Here is a 15,932-nt window from a genome sequence, read left to right as displayed (position 1 = left end):
CGCATGATTATGCACACCCTTGCAAGTCTAAACAAACCCGGAGTGGTGCCCGCCACCTTGGGATGCTGGGCCCATGACGGACACCCCGGCCCGGCTGCTCGGCCTGCTTTCGCTGCTCCAGACCCCGCGCGAGTGGCCGGGCAGCGAGCTGGCCGAGCGGCTCGGCGTCAGCCCGCGCACGATCCGCCGGGACGTCGACCGGCTGCGCGAGCTCGGCTACCCGGTGGAGGCCAGCCGCGGCGTCGCGGGCGGCTACCGGCTGGTGGCGGGCACCGCGATGCCACCCCTGGTGCTCGACGACGACGAGGCCGTCGCGATCGCGGTGGGCCTGCGGACGGCCGCGGGGCAGACCGTCGCCGGGATCGAGGAGGCGTCCGTGCGGGCGCTGGCCAAGCTGGAGCAGGTCCTGCCGGCCCGGCTGCGCCGCCGGGTGGGCACGATCGGCACGGCGACCGTCGCCGTCCCGGCCGCGGGGCCGGCCGTCGACCCGGCGCAGCTGACGGTGTTCGCCGGCGCGATCACCAACCACGAGACGGTCCGCTTCCGCTACCGCGCGAACGACGGCGCCGAGACGCGGCGCCGGGCCGAGCCGCTCCGGCTGGTCGCCACCGGCCGCCGCTGGTACCTGGTGGCGTACGACCTGGACCGGGCGGACTGGCGCATCTTCCGCGCCGACCGCATCCGCGACGCCGAGGCGACCGGCGGCCGGGTGGCACCGCGGCGGCCACCCGCCACGGACCTGGCGGCTTACGTGATCGAGCGGCTGCACGACCTCGCGCCGACGTACCGGGCGGTGGCGGTGCTGGCGGAACCGTCGTCCCAGGTGGCACCCAGGCTGGGCGCGGCGGCGAGCGAGCTGACCGACCTCGAGGAGGGCGGCTGCCGGTGGCGCAGCCACCCGGACACGCTGGACTGGCTCGCGTTCCGGTTGCTGGGGCTGGGGTGCGCGTTCACCGTCGAGGAGCCACCGGAACTGGTGGCGCACCTGAAGGTGCTCGCGAACCGCGCCGCCACGGCGGCGGGGCTGCCGAGCTAGCTGGTCGCCTCGGATGCGCGACGCAGCCTTTCCTCCGCTGCGGCGGAGAGGGAGCGAAACCAGCTGGTCGCCTTGGAAGCGCGGCGCAGTCTTTCCTCCGATGCGGCAGCGAGGGAGCGAAACCAGCTGGTTGCCTCGGATGCGCGACGCAGCCTTTCCTCCGCTGCGGCGGAGAGGGAGCGAAACCAGCTGGTCGCCTCGGAAGCGCGACGCGACCTTTCCTCCGCTGCAGCGGGCGGCCGAGCCGGCCGGTCGCCTTGACCGCGCCGCCATCCATTCCCTGGCGCTTGCCCGCCCGCCGCCACGGCGGCGGGCGGACGGAACCAGTCGCCGCCCGTCGCAGCGGGCCGTGCGGACCAGCCGGCCACCTCGACCGTGCAGCACTGCCATCCCTCTCCCCCTGTCGCCCTGCGCACCGGCCACCGTGGTGGGCCGGCCCGCTGCGGACCGGCCCACCATGGCCGTCAGCTCGGCTCACCCCCGTCCAGGTCCGTCCGCCTGCTCGGCGGCACGGGGAGGTAGCAGCCCGGGTTCTCCGGGTCGCAGCCCACGCGGGGCAGCCGGGCGCGGATGCCGCCGGGGGTGCGCTCGAAGTACGCCGCGATCTCCGCGACGCTCTCGCCCGCCAGCCACCGGGACTCCAGTTCCGCGTCCATCTCCCCGTTCCACGGCCGCCCCTGCTGGGCGGGGCGGCCCGCGGATCTTCGCCGCGGCCCGCGGCCTTCACCGGTCGCGGACAGCAGCCCGTCCGCGACGAGGTCGGCCACCTTGGCCGCCACCGCCACGTCCAGGTCGAGGCTGCCCTCGGCGACGGGTTCGCCGCCGGGGCCGCCGGCTTCCAGGGTGATCATCACCCGGGGAGTCGGTTCGGCGCGGTCGTCGTCCGTCCTGGTGGCGACCGCGAGGTGGTAGGTGATGTCCTCTGCCCGGATCTCGGTCCGGCGCTCTTCGATGATCGACATGCCGCGAAGCTAGCGCGCACCCCCGACAATTTCCGGCCACGCGCTGCTCACGGGCGACAACGCTGCGAAATTGTCGGACCCCTCCCCTAACGTCTCCGGCGACCACACCCCGTCATCAGGAGGCGACGATGAGACACCGGCGGACAAGACGGTGCCCCGGTCCGGGCGAGCCGGACCGGGGCACCGTTCGGGGCTTCCGATCAGAAGTGCAGCAGCTGTGCCAGTTGCTTCTCCGGCACGGCCTTCGCGGAGCTGTCCGACTTCTGCGCCGCGGCGCCGTCGGGCACCGGCGCCGGCACCGGGTCGCACTGGACGTCCGAATGGTTGCCGGGCTGCCGCTTCGGCAGCGTGCCGGTGGCCAGGTAGTCGGCGATCTTGTCGTCCACACAGGACACCCCGGACAGCGAGCCGGCGTGCGTCGTGCCGCCCGGCGCGCTGATCAAGCTCGAGTTCGGGTACCGCTTCCGAACCTCGAGGCTGCCGGCGTACGGCGTGGCGGCGTCGAGCTCCTCGCTGATCAGGAGCGCCCCGGCGACCTTGCGGCCGTCGATGTCCACCGGCTTGCCCGCCTTGGCCGGCCAGTACACGCACGGCGCGTTGAACCAGGCGTTGCCCCAGGTCTCGAACGGGGCCTTGAAGTAGGTCAGCCAGTTGTCGGCGCGCCACTTGTTCCAGTTGGTCGACCACTGGACGTCGGTGCACTGCACGCCCAGGTACACGGCGAAGCCGTTGTCGGCGCCGGGCGGGTTCGAGCTGTCGTAGAGGTCCTTCAGCGTCTGCCAGTCACCCTTGTGGACGTAGCCGTCGAAGGCCTTCGCCATGTCGACCCAGCCGAAGACGTAGTAACCGGCCTGCAGGAAGATGTCGGTCCACTCGTCGCCGCCGATCACCCCGCCGGCCGGGTTCTTGGCGAGCTTGCGCTGCGTGTCGTACCACAGCTTCTCGACCGCGGCGCCGGTCTTGCCGAGGTGGTAGACGTTGTCGTAGGACGCCAGCCAGTCGAAGTAGATCTTGATGTTCTTGTCGAACGCGACGTCCTGGTCGAGGTTGGCCTGGTACCAGACCTTGCGCGGGTCGACGTTGCCGTCCAGCACCATCCGGCGGACGTTCTTCGGGTACAGCGTGCTGTACACCTGGCCGAGGTAGGTGCCGTAGGAGAAGCCGTAGTAGTTGATCTGCTTCTCGCCCAGCGCCTTGCGCAGGCTGTCCATGTCCTGCGCGACGTCGGTCGTCTTCAGGTGGTCGAGGATCTCGCCGTTCTTCTTGCACGCGTCGGCGTAGCCCTTCGAGCGGGTGAGCCACGTCTGCTCGAGCCCCGGCGTGGTCGGCACGTAGGCCGGCCGGTTGTAGCTGAAGTAGTTCCCGTCGCAGCTGATCGCCGGCTTGCTGGACCCGACGCCCCGCGGGTCGAAGCCGATCCAGTCGTAGTTGTCGCCCGCGTGGTCCGGCACGTACTTGCCGAGCACCGAGAGCCCGAGGCCGGACCCGCCGGGGCCGCCCGGGTTCACCAGCATGATGCCCTGGGACTGCGCGGTCTTGTGCTTGATCCGCGACACCGCGACGGAGACCTTGGTCCCGCCCGGCTTCGCGTAGTCCATCGGCACTTCGAGGAAGCCGCACTCGGCGCCGTTGGCCTTCAGGCTCGCCGACGCGCAGGGCCCCCAGGCGATCGGCGCGGGCGTGAACCGCACCCCGGGATCCGCCGAAGCGGCGGGCGCGGCGGCCATCAGCCCGGCCGCGAGACCCGCGGCGGCGACGGCGGCAACGATTCTCTTCACAGTCGTCCTTTTCATCCGCATTGGACAGAGTTCGCCGTATTCCGGCGAAACTACCGGCAACCTTCGCCAATCTCGTCGACCGGCGCGACTTCCGCCATCCGTCTTTCGTCGGGACCTGCGCCGGCCGCCGAGGCCCGGAACTGTCGGTGCCCGGCAGTACGCTGCGGACCGCCGGAGGGCGACGGGAGGACGCATGAGCGCGGACGAACAGCTGGTCAAAGCGATCCGCAGGGGGCTGGCCGAGCTGGCGGACCCGGTGAAGGCGCCGGCGATGCAGGCGTACATGAAGTCGGCGATGCCGTTCCGCGGGGTGGCTTCACCCGAGCGGAGCGTGCTCCTCAAGGGGATTCTGGCCGACCACATACTGCCCGATCGGGTGACATATGCGGCGACGGTGCTGGAGTTGTGGCGGACGGCCGAATTCCGCGAAGAGCGCTACGCGGCCATCGCGCTCTCCGGGCACCGGGCGTACCGGCAGTGGCAGGACCGCGAGCTGGTGCCGCTGTACGAGGAGCTGATCGTCGGCGGCGCGTGGTGGGACTACGTGGACGAGCTCGCGATCCGCCGGATCGGGCCGATTCTGCGAGCCGACCGGAGCCGGGTCACGCCGATCATGCTGAGCTGGTCGGCCGACGACGATCTTTGGCGCCGCCGCACGGCGATCATCTGCCAGATCGGCGCGAAGGAGGACACGGACACCGGCCTGCTCACGCGAGCGATCGAGCCGGCGATCGCGGAGCCGGAGTTCTTCCTGCGCAAGGGAATCGGCTGGGCATTGCGCGAGTACGCGAAGACGGCTCCGGACTGGGTGCGGTCCTTTGTGGATGACCACCCGGGATTGTCCGGGTTGTCCCGACGGGAGGCGCTGAAGCACATCGGGTGAGGCGAGAGGCGCGGGCGGCCGCCTGAAATGCCGGGAGGGGCCGGTTTCCCAGCCCCTCCCGAACTACCTCGCGCACCGGCCGGAGCCGGCGTCGATACTGCCTACGCGCGCAGCGTTGCCTCGAAGCGCTCGCCCGCTGCGGCCACCGCGGCGTCCCGGGCCTTCGTCGCCTCGTCGACCGTCAGCGTGCGGTCCGCCGCGCGGAACCTCAGCTTGTACGCCAGCGACCTCTTGCCCTCGCCGATCTGCTCGCCCGCGTACACGTCGAACAGCGTGATGTCCTCGAGCAGCTCGCCCGCTCCCTCGCGCAGGACCGCGGCCAGGTCCGCCGACGGCACGTCCGCCGCCGCGACCAACGCCACGTCCAGGAGCACCGGCGGGTAGCCCGACACGCTCGGCGCCGGACGCGAGTCCGGGAGCGGGATCGCGTCCAGGTCCAGCTCCATCGCCACCGTCCGCGGCGGCAGGCCCAGCGCTTCGACCACCTTCGGGTGCAGCTCGCCCGCGTGGCCGACCGGCCAGTCGCCGACCTGCAGGCGGGCGCAGCGGCCCGGGTGCCACGGCGGGAGGTCCGCCGCCTGGACCGTCAGCTCGATGCCCGACGCCTCGGCGATCGTGCGGGCCGCCTCGACCGCGTCGGCCCAGTTCGCCTGCTCGCCCGCACCCCACCAGCCCGCTCGGGTGCGCTGGCCCGCCAGGACCACCGCGACGTGCAGCGGCTGCTGCGGTACCGCCGCCTCCAGCAGGGCCAGTTCCTCGTCCGTCGGCCGGCGGTCGACGCCGAGGTCCGGGATCTTCAGCGGGTTCGGTGCCGGCAGGACCACCTGGCCGACGTGGAACAGCGCCACGTCCTTCATCCCGCGGGACACGTTGCGCTGCAGCGTGTCCAGCAAGCCCGGCAGCAGCGTCGTGGCCAGCCGGTTGCGGTCGGCTTCCAGCGGGTTGCGGACCACGACCGTGTTGCGGCGGACGTCGTCCGCCGGGAGGCCGAAGGCGTCCCACACCGAGTCGGAGATGAACGGGAACGGGCGCACCTCGACGTACCCCGCCTCGGCCAGCGCCCGGGACACGCTGCGGACGCGCCGCTGGGTGTCGGTCAGGCCGCGGCCCGCCGGGGCGGCCGGGAGCGTCGACGGGATGCTGTCGTAGCCCTCCAGCCGCAGCACCTCTTCGACGAGGTCGGCGGGCTGGCGCAGGTCGCCGCGCCAGCTCGGCGGGATCGCCGTCACCAGGCCGGTGCCGTCGTCGCCCGTGCCGACCGAGACCTTGCAGCCGATCTGGGACAGCCGGCGGACCGTGACGCCGCGCTGGTAGTTCACGCCCGCGACCTTGTCGGGCAGGTTGATCGGCATCACGACGGGCGGGTTCGGTTCGACCGATCCCTCGTCGGTGCGGCCGGGCTGGATGGCGGCGTCGCCGTACTGGCGCAGCAGCCGCGCGGCCAGCTCGACCGCCGCCGCGCACAGCTGCGGGTCGGTGAACCGCTCGAACCGCTTCGCGGCCTCGGAGAACAGCTTGTGCCGGCGCGCGGTGCGGCTGATCGCCGCCGGGTTCCAGTGCGCCGCCTCGAGCAGGACGTCCGTGCTCTCCGGGGTGATCTCGGTGCTCGCGCCGCCCATCGTGCCGGCGAGCGAGATGACGCCGCTGTCGTCGGCGATGACCACGTCGTCCGGGTCGAGCGCGCGCTCGACGTCGTCCAGCGTCGTCAGCTTCTCGCCCGGCTTCGCCCGGCGGACCACCAGATCGCCCTGGATGGCCTTCGTGGCGAACGCGTGCAGCGGGTGTCCCAGCTCGAGCATCACGTAGTTGGTGACGTCGACGGCCAGGGAAATCGAGCGGATCCCGGCCAGCATCAGCCGGCGGCGCATCCACCACGGCGTCGGCGCGGTCGCGTCCAGGCCGGTGACCCGGCGCAGCACGAACCGCGGGCAGCCTTCCGGGTCCTCGACGTGGACCGGCCAGGCGTCGCCCTCGGCCGCCGGGACCTCCAGCAGCGCCGGGTCGCCGAAGGGCACGTCGAGCGCGTTCGACAGCTCGCGCGCGAGGCCGCGGACGGACAGCGCGTAGCCGCGGTCCGGGGTCGGGGCCAGCTCGAGCACGGTGTCGTCGAGGCCGAGCAGCTCGCGGGCGTCGTCGCCGGGGCTCGCGGTGCCCGAGGGCAGCACGAGGATGCCGGCGTGGTCGTCGCCGAGGCCCAGCTCACGCGCCGAGCAGATCATGCCGTCGCTGACGCGGCCGTAGGTCTTTCGGGACGCGATGGTGAAGTCGCCGGGCAGGACCGCGCCGGGCAGCGCGACGACGACCAGGTCGCCCTCGGCGAAGTTGCGCGCGCCGCAGACGATGCCGCGGGTCCGGATGCCGTGCGGACCTTCGTCCTCGAACTCGCCGTCCTCGTCTTCGTCTTCGTCGTCCTCGTCGAGAGCGGGCTCCTCGGCCTCTTCACCGACGTCGACGCGGCAGAACCGGATCGGCTTCTTGAACTCGGTCAGCTCTTCGATGTCGGCGACCCGGCCGACGACCAGCGGGCCGGTCACCGGCCCGAGCTGCTTGACGTCGTCGACCTCGATCCCGATCCGCACGAACGCGTCGGCCAGGTCCTGCGGCATGACCTCCTCGCCGATGTCGAGGTGCTCGGTCAGCCAGCTGACGGGGACTCGCACTACGCCTCCGTTCCGAAGGGAAGGGTGAAGCGGACGTCGCCCTCCACCATGTCGCGCATGTCCGGGATCCCGTTGCGGAACTGCAGGGTGCGCTCGATGCCCATGCCGAAGGCGAAGCCCGAGTACACCTCGGGGTCGACGCCGCAGGCGCGCAGCACGTTCGGGTTGACCATGCCGCAGCCGCCCCACTCGACCCAGCCGGGGCCGCCCTTCTTCTCCTCGAACCAGACGTCCACCTCGGCGGACGGCTCGGTGAACGGGAAGAAGTGCGGACGCAGGCGTGTCTTGGAGCTCTCGCCGAACATCGCGCGGGCGAAGGCGTCCAGGGTGCCCTTCAGGTGCGCCATGGTGATGCCCTTGTCCACCGCGAGGCCCTCGACCTGGGTGAACACCGGGGTGTGCGTCGAGTCCAGCTCGTCGGTGCGGTACGTGCGGCCCGGGCAGACGACGTACACCGGCAGGTCGCGGTGCAGCAGCGTGCGGGCCTGCACCGGCGAGGTGTGCGTCCGCAGCACCAGGCCGGAGTCCTCCTCGCCGACGTAGAACGTGTCCTGCAGCTGGCGGGCGGGGTGGTCCTTGCCGAAGTTCAGCGCGTCGAAGTTGAACCACTCGGCTTCGAGCTCGGGCCCTTCGGCGACCTCGTAGCCCATCGCGACGAACGCGTCGGCGACGCGCTCGGAAATGGTGCTGATCGGGTGCCGGGCGCCGCGCGGGACGCGGTCCCACGGCAGCGTGACGTCGACGGCCTCCTCGCGCAGCACGCGCTCGTCGCGCTCCACTTGCAGCTCGGCGCGGCGCTTGTCGAACGCCGCCTGGACGGCCTGGCGAGCCTCGTTGACGCGCTTGCCGGCCTCGGCCTTCTCCTGCTTGGGCAGGGCGCCGATCTCGCGGCGGGCCAGGCCCACCGGGGACTGGTCGCCGAGATGAGCCGGCTTGACCTCGGCCAGCGCTTCGAGCCCGGTCGCGGCGGCGAACGCGGCTTCGGCGGCCTTGACCGCTTCCTGCAGCGTCTCGGGGGCGAGCACCGCGCCCTGGGCTTCCTTCTCCTTGGCTCCGGACATAACTCCTCGGCGTCCGCTGGGACTGGTCGTGCGCGCACCGCCGGACACGCGGCGCGCGAGAGGTCAAAGGTGGGAAAAGTCTATGGGATCGGGTCCGCGCGCCCCCGGTCGCCCCGGGCCCCGCGGACGCGCGGTCAGCGCCTGCGGAACGCGTCGGCGAAGTCGACCGACGCGAATTCGCCGGGAACGGCGCCGTCGGCGGCGTAGCGGTACAGCGCCACCTGGTAGATGCCGGACAAAGTCGTGGTGAAGACCGCCACCAGCAGGGTCCAGACGATCGCCAGCCCGACCGCGACGAACACGGTGGCCGTGCCGCCGAGCAGGAAGCCGGCCCCGAGGAACACGACGTACCCGGCCAGGGTGAGCAGGAAGCCGATCAGGCCGAGACCCGCGGTGCCGGCGACGTTCTCGCCCCAGGTGCGGCGGAACAGCTCGACCGAGCGCTTGACGCCGTCGCGGACCCCGGTGCCTTCGAGCAGGACGACCGGCAGCACGAGGAACGTGGTGAGCCGCCAGGCCAGGCCGACCAGGCTGCTGACGACGCTGCCGAGGAAGCCGAGCCGCTCCTCGATCGTGCGCAGCACCAGGCTGACCGTCGCGGTGAGGCCGGCCCAGCCGAGCAGCGCCGGCCAGCGGCGGCCCGCCGCGGCCAGGCCCGCGCCGACGCCCGGCACGCCGCCGTCGCCGCGCAGCGCGAGGTCCGCCTGGGAGATCAAGGCGGCGTTGAAGAAGATCGTGACGAACGCCGAGACGAGGTAGAACGCCCCGAGCAGCACGTACGTCCCGGCGCTGGGCCGGAAGTGCTCACCCGCGAGGTCGACGGTGAAGAACGCCGGCGTCAGGAAGGCCCCGGCGACCAGCAGCCCGGCGATCCCGGCGAGCACCGGGAACCACGCCAGGCCCTTGTGGGCGCGCAGCACCCGGACCGAAGCGACGAACAACGCGTACGAACGGGCGAGCCTGCCCATGATTCCCCCAGGTGGCCACAATGGATACCGGGGCAGCCTAGCGGCTGGTCAGCGGCGCGCCGCCATCGCGCTCGTGTACACGCAGACGGCCGCCGCGGTGGCGAGGTTGAGGCTTTCCGCCTTGCCGTACAGCGGGATCCGGACGGCGAGGTCGGTCCGGTCGATCACGTCGGCAGGCAGGCCGTGGGCCTCGTTGCCGAAGACCCACGCCGTCGGCTCGGTGAGATCCACCCGATCGAGTTCGGCGTCGGCGTAGCCGTGCGCGGCGAACGTGCGCAGGCCCGCCGCCGAGCAGGCGGACAGGGCGGCCGGGACATCGCGGACGCGGGCGATCGGCAGGTGGAACAGGCTGCCGGCGGCGGCGCGGACGCACTTGCCGTTGTGCGGGTCGACGGTGTCGCCGGCCAGGACCACGGCGTCGGCGCCCGCCGCGTCGGCCACGCGGATCACCGTGCCCGCGTTGCCGGGGTCGGCGACGTCGACCAGGACCACGACGAGCCGGGCGCCCGGCGTGACGGCCTCGTCGAGCGGCCGGTCGAGCAGGGCGCAGACGGCCACGATGCCTTGCGGCGTCACGGTTTCCGACAGCCCGTCGGCGGCGCGGTCGGTGATCGGCGAGACCCCGACGCCGGCCGCGCGGGCCGCGTCGACCAGGTCCGCGTGCTGCTCCGCCGCGCGTTCGGTGACGAACAGCTCGTGCACGGTGCCGTGCTCGAGCGCCGCCTCGACGGCGTTGGCGCCTTCGGCCAGGAACCGGCCGGTCTTGTCGCGTTCCGCGCGCCGCGTCAGCTTGCGCGCAGCAACGACCCGGGGGGTCCGTTCGGTGAACGGATCCACCCCGGGCCGGGGAAAGCTGCCGGTCAGGCCGACTTCGCTTCGGTGTTCACGTTGGCCTTGGCGAGCTCGGCCAGCGCGGTGAAGGCGGCGGCGTCGTTGACGGCGAGGTCCGCGAGGATCTTGCGGTCGACCTCGACACCCGCGGCCTTGATGCCCTGGATGAACCGGTTGTAGGTCACGCCGTTGGCGCGGGCGGCCGCGTTGATGCGGGTGATCCACAGCTGGCGGAAGTCACCCTTGCGGGCACGGCGGTCCCGGTAGGCGTAGTTGAGCGAGTGAAGCGTCTGCTCCTTGGCCTTGCGGTACAGCCGCGAACGCTGGCCGCGGTAGCCGCTGGCCAGTTCGAGAGTTGCGCGACGCTTCTTCTGGGCGTTGACCGCCCGCTTGACGCGTGCCACGGGTCCATCCTGTCGATATCAGGGGGCGAAGGGGGACGCCCCGGGTGGTTACAGCAAGTTCTGCGGGATCAGATGCCGAGCAGGCGCTTGACGCGGCCGGCCTCGGTCTTCGCGAGCTCGGTGGTGCCCTCGAGCCGGCGGGTGAGGCGGTTCGACTTCTTCTCCATCAGGTGGCGGCGACCGGCCTTCTGGCGGCGCAGCTTGCCCGTGCCCGTGACGCGGATCCGCTTGGACGTCCCGCTGTGGGTCTTCATCTTCGGCATTTCAGTCCTCTTTCGTGCGGCGGCTCACCGGAGATCCGGTGAGCCGCTGGCATGTGCTGGTCGGCGCTCAGGCCTCGGGGGCCGCCTCGGCCTTCGCCTTCGGCTTCACGTTCTTGTGCGGGGCCAGCACCATGATCATGTTCCGACCGTCCTGCTTGGGCGACGACTCCACGAAGCCCAGCTCGGTCACGTCGTCGGCGAGCTTCTGCAGCAGCCGGAAACCGAGCTCCGGCCGGGACTGCTCGCGACCACGGAACATGATCGTGACCTTGACCTTGTTGCCCGCCGCCAGGAAGCGCGACACGTGACCCTTCTTGGTCTCGTAGTCGTGCTGGTCGATCTTGGGGCGCAGCTTCTGTTCCTTGATGACGGTCAGCTGCTGGTTGCGCCGCGACTCACGGGCCTTCTGCGCGCTCTCGTACTTGAACTTGCCGAAGTCCATGAGCTTGCACACCGGCGGACGGGCCTGCGGCGCGACCTCGACGAGGTCGAGATCGTTCTCCTGCGCCAGGCGCAGCGCATCCTCGATCCGGACGATGCCGACCTGTTCACCGGCGGGCCCGACGAGTCGGACCTCCGGCACCCGGATTCGGTCGTTGATGCGTGTCTCGGAGCTGATGGGGCCTCCTTGGTCCGAGGAATGTTTCCTGTTCTCGTTTCGACCTGGTGCCCACATAGCGAAGGCCCCGACACCGTTCGGTGCGCGGGGCCCACTCTGTTTCCGATCGTGTCCCGGAGGACACTTCTTCACCCTGGACTGTGTCCGGGCGAGACCGGACCCGGCCACCTGTACGGTGACGCGGGTGGGAGCGGGGCTCCACTTGCCGCCCCCGATCGCTCGGGGGCTGGTCGCTCGTGGAAGGGTACCAGACGTGTCAGATCAACCCTCCGAACAGGCCCCCTATTCCCCGGACGACCGCCACCTGGCCGAGATCCCCAGCGTGGAGGTGATCAGCCGCGCGGCGGTGATGCTGCTGTCGGCCGGCGCCGAACGGCTCGGCCTCGCCGACGCCGACCCGGCGAAGTCCCCGCACCGCGACCTCGACGAAGCCCGCCGGCTCATCACCGCGCTGGCCGGGCTCGTGACGGCGTCGGCGGAGTACCTGGGCCTGCACGCCGGGCCGTTGCGGGACGGTCTGCAGTCGCTCCAGAAGGCGTTCCGGGAGGCTTCGGCCGTGCCCGACGAGCCCGGCCAGGGCCCCGGCGAAAAGTACACCGGCCCCGTCTACTGACCTTTCACTCGTCCGGTTGTTGCCGGGCGAGTCTTCACGCAACTAACATGTTAGATGTGAGTCTCTCAAAGGTCACCCGTCCCTTGCTGCGGGATGAGGCATACGACCGAATCCGACGCGCCATCGTCGACGGGTCCTTGCCACCGGGCACGCCCCTGCGCGACGGCGATCTCGCCGACCAGCTCGGCCTCTCCAAGGCTCCCGTCCGCGAAGCGCTCCGGCGACTGGCCGACGACGGACTCGTCGAATCGAAGCCGCAGAGCTACACACGGGTCTCCGAAGTCATGTCGCGCGACGTCATCGACGCCCGGCAGATCGTGCGCGTGCTGCACGAGTTCGCGGTGAAAGAAGCGGCCGCGAGATGCCGCCCGGCGGACATCGCCGCCATGCGCGCCGCCAACGACCGGTTCGCGAAGGCGATCGAGGCCGGTGACGTGGAGGCCGCGGTCAAAGCGGACGACGAGCTGCACGACATCCCCGTCCGACTGGCGGGCAACGCCGCCGTCGCCGCGACGCTCGACCGCTACACGCCCTTGCTGCGCCGGCTGGAGCACGCGCGCTTCAGCTCGGCTCTCGCCTGGAACTCCGTCGAACGCCACACGCGGCTCATCGACGCCCTCGAAGCCCGCGACACCGGCACGGCGGTCTCCGTGATCTCGACCATCTGGACCGACCTGCTGGAGGACCGATGACCCTCGCCGACTTCCCCCGCTACCCCCTGCTGTTCGGCCCGTCACCGGTGCACCCCCTGGATCGGCTCACGAAACACCTCGGTGGCGCGAACGTCTGGGCCAAGCGCGAGGACGTCAACTCCGGTCTCGCCTACGGCGGCAACAAGACCCGCAAGCTCGAATACCTCGTCGCGGACGCGCTCGCGCAAGGCGCCGACACCCTCGTCTCCATCGGCGGCGTCCAGTCCAACCACACCCGCCAGGTCGCCGCCGCCGCGGCGCGGGCCGGGCTGAAAGCCGTGCTGGTGCAGGAAAGCTGGGTCGACTGGCACGACCCGCTCTACGACAAGGTCGGCAACATCCAGCTCTCGCGCATCCTCGGCGCGGACGTCCGGCTCGTCGACGCCGGCTTCGGCATCGGCTTCAAGCAGGCGTGGGAGGACGCGGTCGCCGAAATCGAAGCGAACGGCGGCAAGCCCTACGCCATCCCGGCCGGCGCGTCGGACCACCGGCTCGGCGGCCTCGGGTTCGCGAACTGGATCGTCGAACTGGAACAGCAGGAAAAGGAGCTCGGCGTCTTCTTCGACACCGTGATCGTCTGCTCGGTCACCGGCAGCACCCAGGGCGGCATGGTGGCGGGCACGGCACTCGGCCGCCCGAGGAGGATCCTCGGCATCGACGCCTCCGCGAAGCCCGACGAGACCCGCGAGCAGATCACGCGCATCGCGCGCAACACCGCCGAGCTGATCGGCGCCGGCGAGATCCCGGAAGTCGAGCTGGACGACCGCTACCACGCCGGGATCTACGGCATTCCCGACAAGGCATGCGTGGACGCGATCGAGACCTGCGCCCGGCTGGAGGGCATGATCACCGACCCGGTGTACGAGGGCAAGTCGATGGCCGCGCTGATCGACCTCGTCGGGAGCGGCGAAATCGAGCGGGGCTCGAACGTCCTCTACGCCCACCTCGGCGGGCAGCCCGCGCTCAACGGCTACACGAGCGTCCTCGGCTGAGCACCCCGGGGCCGGGAAGCCGGCCCCGGGAAAGCCTCAGTCCAGCACGCAGAGCACGTCGATCTCGACGAGGAGCTCGCCCGGCAGGCCGACGTACACCGTCGTGCGGGCGGCGTGCGGCGCGTCGCCGATCAGCTCGTTGTAGACCTCGTTGAACGGCGCGAAGTGCGCGGTGTCGGTCAGGTAGACGCGGACCATGATCGCGTCGGCGAGGCTCGAGCCCGCCTCGGCCAGCACGGCCTCGATGTTCTTGAACGTCTGCCGCGTCTGGCCGACGACGTCGCCGCCGACGATCTCGTTCGTGGCCGGGTCGAAGGCGACCTGGCCGGCGACCTGCAGCAGGTTCCCCTTGCGGACGGCCTGCGAGAACTTCGCCGGCGGCTTCGGCGCGTTCTCGGTGGAAACTGCCGTCTTGCTCATCAGTGCCCCTTTCCGTTCTCCGTCCATCCACTGTGGACGGAAGCTTCCGTGGTCGCGGCGCGCAGGTCCGGGACCAGCGCGAGCAGGCCTTCGTAGTCGAGCAGCACCTTCGGCACCGACATCGACGCGGCGGCCAGCACTTCGCCGTCCGCCCCGCGCACCGGTGCGGCGATGCAGTGAATGAAGTCCTCGTGCTCGGCGTTGTCGACGGCGTACCCGAGGCGGGCGACCCGCTCCAGCTCCGTCAAGAAGTCCGACGCCGAGGTGATCGTGTTCGGCGTCAGGACCGGGTACTCGATCGACCGCGCGATCTCCTCGCGGCGGGCCTGTGGCATCGCCGCGACCAGTACTTTGCCGACCGCCGTGCAGTGCAGCGGTGCCCGCTTCCCGACGCGCGAGTACATCCGGACCGAGTGCCGGCCCTCGTACTTGTCGATGTAGACGACCTCGCCGTCGTCGTAGCTGGCCAGGTGCACCGTGTGGCCGGTGCGCGCGTTGAGCGCGGCCAGCGCGGGCTGGGCGCTGCGCCGGACGTCGATCGAGTCGAGCGCCTGGTTGGCCAGGTCGAACATCGCGCTGCCCAGCCGGTAGTAGCGGGCGCCTTCGCGGCGGACGAAGTGGTGCTGCTCGAGGGTGCGCAGCAGCCGCAGCACGGTCGACTTGTGCACGCCGATCTCCTCGGCGAGGTCGTCGAGGGTGCGTGCGTCCTTGGCGATCGAGTTCAGCAGCGTCAACGCGCGGTCCAGACTCTGGCTCACGTCCGCACCAGCCCCTCTCCGGTCAGCCGGGCCGAACTCCACTCGTCCGGACCCGCCTGCAGCAGGCTATCCACCACCGGACGCGGCAGCGGCACCCCGACGTCGTCGTGGGTGAGCAGGGTGACGGCGGCCTGCAGGTGACCCTGGCGCAGCCGGGCCAGGGGCTCGGCGCCGCGCAGGGTGGCGGCGAGGAAGCCCGCGGCGAACGCGTCGCCGGCGCCGACCGGCTCGACGACGTCGACCTTCAGCGCGGGCGCGAACAGCGGCTCGCCCTCGACGAGCGTCGCGCCGCGTTCGCCGTGCTTGACGACCAGCGTGCGCGGCCCCGGCAGCAGTGCCCGCAGCTCGGCGGGGTCGCCGGTCCCCCAGACGTGCTGGGCCTCGTCGTCGCCGGTCAGGACGATGTCGGCCTGCCCGGCCAGTTCGGCGAGCAGGCGCGGGTCGCGGCCCGTCCAGAGCGCGGGGCGCAGGTTGACGTCGAACGAGATCAGCCGGTCACCGCGAGGCATTTCCAGCAAGGCCCGGACGAGCGCGAGGCAGCTCTCGGACAGCGCCGGGGTGATGCCGGACAGGTGCAGCACGCGGACGCCGTCGAGGTCGAGCCGGTCCAGCAGCGACGGGTCCATCGCCGACGCCGCCGAGCCCGCCCGGTAGTAGCGCACCGGACTGCCGCCCGCGCCGCTTTCCTTGACGTAGAGCCCGGTCGGGCGGGTCGGGTCGACGAAGCACGCGCTGACGTCGACGCCGTGGGAAGCGACCTCCCGCAGCATCGCCCGGCCGAACGGGTCGTCCCCGACCGCGCTCACCCAGCCGCTGCGCACCCCCAGCGTCGGCAGGTTGCAGGCCACGTTCGACTCGGCGCCGCCGATCGTGCGCAACCACCGCTTCACCTCGTCCGGCGGGCCGGGTTCGGCGGGCACGAACAGCGCCATCGTTTCGCCGATACACAGCACCTCGGGCCCGCTCGTCACTTTCCGTCTCCCCTGTCCGTC

At 71.5% G+C, this 15,932-nt stretch carries 17 protein-coding genes; 5 read left to right on the top strand and 12 right to left on the bottom strand.

Going from position 1 to position 15,932, the window contains the following annotated elements; all coding sequences use genetic code 11:
• Positions 1–73: 73 nt before the first annotated feature.
• The gene (locus ACERZO_RS25080) at positions 74–1,036 is read left to right on the top strand and encodes a helix-turn-helix transcriptional regulator (RefSeq protein WP_372667183.1); all 963 of its coding nucleotides are present in this window, start codon (positions 74–76) and stop codon (positions 1,034–1,036) included.
• A 464-nt stretch (positions 1,037–1,500) separates the two neighbouring features.
• Here ACERZO_RS25080 and ACERZO_RS25075 read toward each other — a convergent pair whose 3' ends face one another.
• A complete protein-coding gene (locus tag ACERZO_RS25075) occupies positions 1,501–1,998 on the bottom strand; it encodes a helix-turn-helix domain containing protein (RefSeq protein WP_372667182.1) in 498 nt (165 codons plus the stop codon).
• 200 nt (positions 1,999–2,198) lie between these two features.
• Positions 2,199–3,776, bottom strand: coding sequence for an alpha/beta hydrolase (locus ACERZO_RS25070; RefSeq protein WP_372667181.1), 1,578 nt, complete (start codon positions 3,774–3,776; stop codon positions 2,199–2,201).
• Positions 3,777–3,969: 193 nt separating this feature from the next.
• On the opposite strand from ACERZO_RS25070, the gene ACERZO_RS25065 reads away from it, so the two are divergent.
• Positions 3,970–4,659 (top strand): DNA alkylation repair protein, encoded by a 690-nt coding sequence (locus tag ACERZO_RS25065; RefSeq protein ID WP_372667180.1) that lies wholly within the window; start codon positions 3,970–3,972, stop codon positions 4,657–4,659.
• A gap of 101 nt (positions 4,660–4,760) precedes the next feature.
• Here the strand turns inward: ACERZO_RS25065 and pheT are convergent, their stop codons facing one another.
• The 7 genes from pheT to infC all read right to left on the bottom strand — a co-directional run bounded on the left by pheT (position 4,761) and on the right by infC (position 11,522).
• Complete coding sequence (gene pheT, locus ACERZO_RS25060; protein ID WP_372667179.1) at positions 4,761–7,319, bottom strand: phenylalanine--tRNA ligase subunit beta; 2,559 nt, start codon at positions 7,317–7,319, stop codon at positions 4,761–4,763.
• Positions 7,319–8,380, bottom strand: a complete 1,062-nt coding sequence (gene pheS, locus ACERZO_RS25055; protein WP_372667178.1) for a phenylalanine--tRNA ligase subunit alpha — start codon at positions 8,378–8,380, stop codon at positions 7,319–7,321. Before pheS ends, pheT begins: the two co-directional genes overlap by 1 nt.
• 134 nt (positions 8,381–8,514) lie before the next feature.
• A complete protein-coding gene (locus ACERZO_RS25050; RefSeq protein WP_372667177.1) occupies positions 8,515–9,348 on the bottom strand; it encodes a DUF6159 family protein in 834 nt (277 codons plus the stop codon).
• 48 nt (positions 9,349–9,396) lie between these two features.
• Entirely contained in the window at positions 9,397–10,185 is a 789-nt protein-coding gene (locus ACERZO_RS25045) for a TrmH family RNA methyltransferase (RefSeq protein ID WP_372667176.1), read from the bottom strand.
• 23 nt (positions 10,186–10,208) lie between these two features.
• Positions 10,209–10,583: a 50S ribosomal protein L20 gene (gene rplT / locus ACERZO_RS25040; protein ID WP_086672344.1), complete on the bottom strand. Its 375-nt coding sequence runs from the start codon at positions 10,581–10,583 to the stop codon at positions 10,209–10,211.
• Between the two features lie 68 nt (positions 10,584–10,651).
• The gene (gene rpmI, locus ACERZO_RS25035) at positions 10,652–10,846 is read right to left on the bottom strand and encodes a 50S ribosomal protein L35 (RefSeq protein ID WP_086672342.1); all 195 of its coding nucleotides are present in this window, start codon (positions 10,844–10,846) and stop codon (positions 10,652–10,654) included.
• Between the two features lie 67 nt (positions 10,847–10,913).
• Positions 10,914–11,522, bottom strand: a complete 609-nt coding sequence (gene infC, locus ACERZO_RS25030; protein ID WP_086672340.1) for a translation initiation factor IF-3 — start codon at positions 11,520–11,522, stop codon at positions 10,914–10,916.
• A gap of 196 nt (positions 11,523–11,718) precedes the next feature.
• On the opposite strand from infC, the gene ACERZO_RS25025 reads away from it, so the two are divergent.
• Genes ACERZO_RS25025 through ACERZO_RS25015 form a run of 3 tightly spaced genes read left to right on the top strand, consistent with a single transcriptional unit; the run spans position 11,719 to position 13,762 of the window.
• On the top strand, positions 11,719–12,078 hold the full coding sequence (locus ACERZO_RS25025; RefSeq protein ID WP_372667175.1) for a DUF1844 domain-containing protein: 360 nt from the start codon (positions 11,719–11,721) through the stop codon (positions 12,076–12,078).
• A gap of 56 nt (positions 12,079–12,134) precedes the next feature.
• On the top strand, positions 12,135–12,770 hold the full coding sequence (locus ACERZO_RS25020) for a GntR family transcriptional regulator (protein ID WP_372667174.1): 636 nt from the start codon (positions 12,135–12,137) through the stop codon (positions 12,768–12,770).
• Positions 12,767–13,762, top strand: coding sequence for a 1-aminocyclopropane-1-carboxylate deaminase (locus ACERZO_RS25015; RefSeq protein WP_372667173.1), 996 nt, complete (start codon positions 12,767–12,769; stop codon positions 13,760–13,762). The genes ACERZO_RS25020 and ACERZO_RS25015 overlap by 4 nt, the downstream gene beginning before the upstream one ends.
• 36 nt (positions 13,763–13,798) lie before the next feature.
• On the opposite strand, the gene ACERZO_RS25010 is transcribed toward ACERZO_RS25015, so the two are convergent.
• From ACERZO_RS25010 to ACERZO_RS25000, 3 genes are read right to left on the bottom strand one after another with little or no spacing between them, the layout of a single operon-like run.
• Positions 13,799–14,182 carry a RidA family protein gene (locus ACERZO_RS25010; protein WP_372667172.1) on the bottom strand — a complete coding sequence of 128 codons (384 nt, stop codon included), beginning with the start codon at positions 14,180–14,182 and terminating at the stop codon, positions 13,799–13,801.
• The gene (locus ACERZO_RS25005; RefSeq protein WP_372667171.1) at positions 14,182–14,940 is read right to left on the bottom strand and encodes an IclR family transcriptional regulator; all 759 of its coding nucleotides are present in this window, start codon (positions 14,938–14,940) and stop codon (positions 14,182–14,184) included. Before ACERZO_RS25005 ends, ACERZO_RS25010 begins: the two co-directional genes overlap by 1 nt.
• On the bottom strand, positions 14,937–15,911 hold the full coding sequence (locus ACERZO_RS25000; RefSeq protein WP_372667170.1) for a sugar kinase: 975 nt from the start codon (positions 15,909–15,911) through the stop codon (positions 14,937–14,939). The genes ACERZO_RS25005 and ACERZO_RS25000 overlap by 4 nt, the downstream gene beginning before the upstream one ends.
• Between the last annotated feature and the right edge of the window lie 21 nt (positions 15,912–15,932).

Origin of the sequence: Amycolatopsis kentuckyensis (assembly GCF_041679295.1) — a bacterium.
GTDB classification, from domain to species: Bacteria; Actinomycetota; Actinomycetes; order Mycobacteriales; family Pseudonocardiaceae; genus Amycolatopsis; species Amycolatopsis kentuckyensis_A.
Note: the sequence above shows the minus strand (reverse complement) of the source record. Positions and strands in the feature narration are given on the sequence as shown.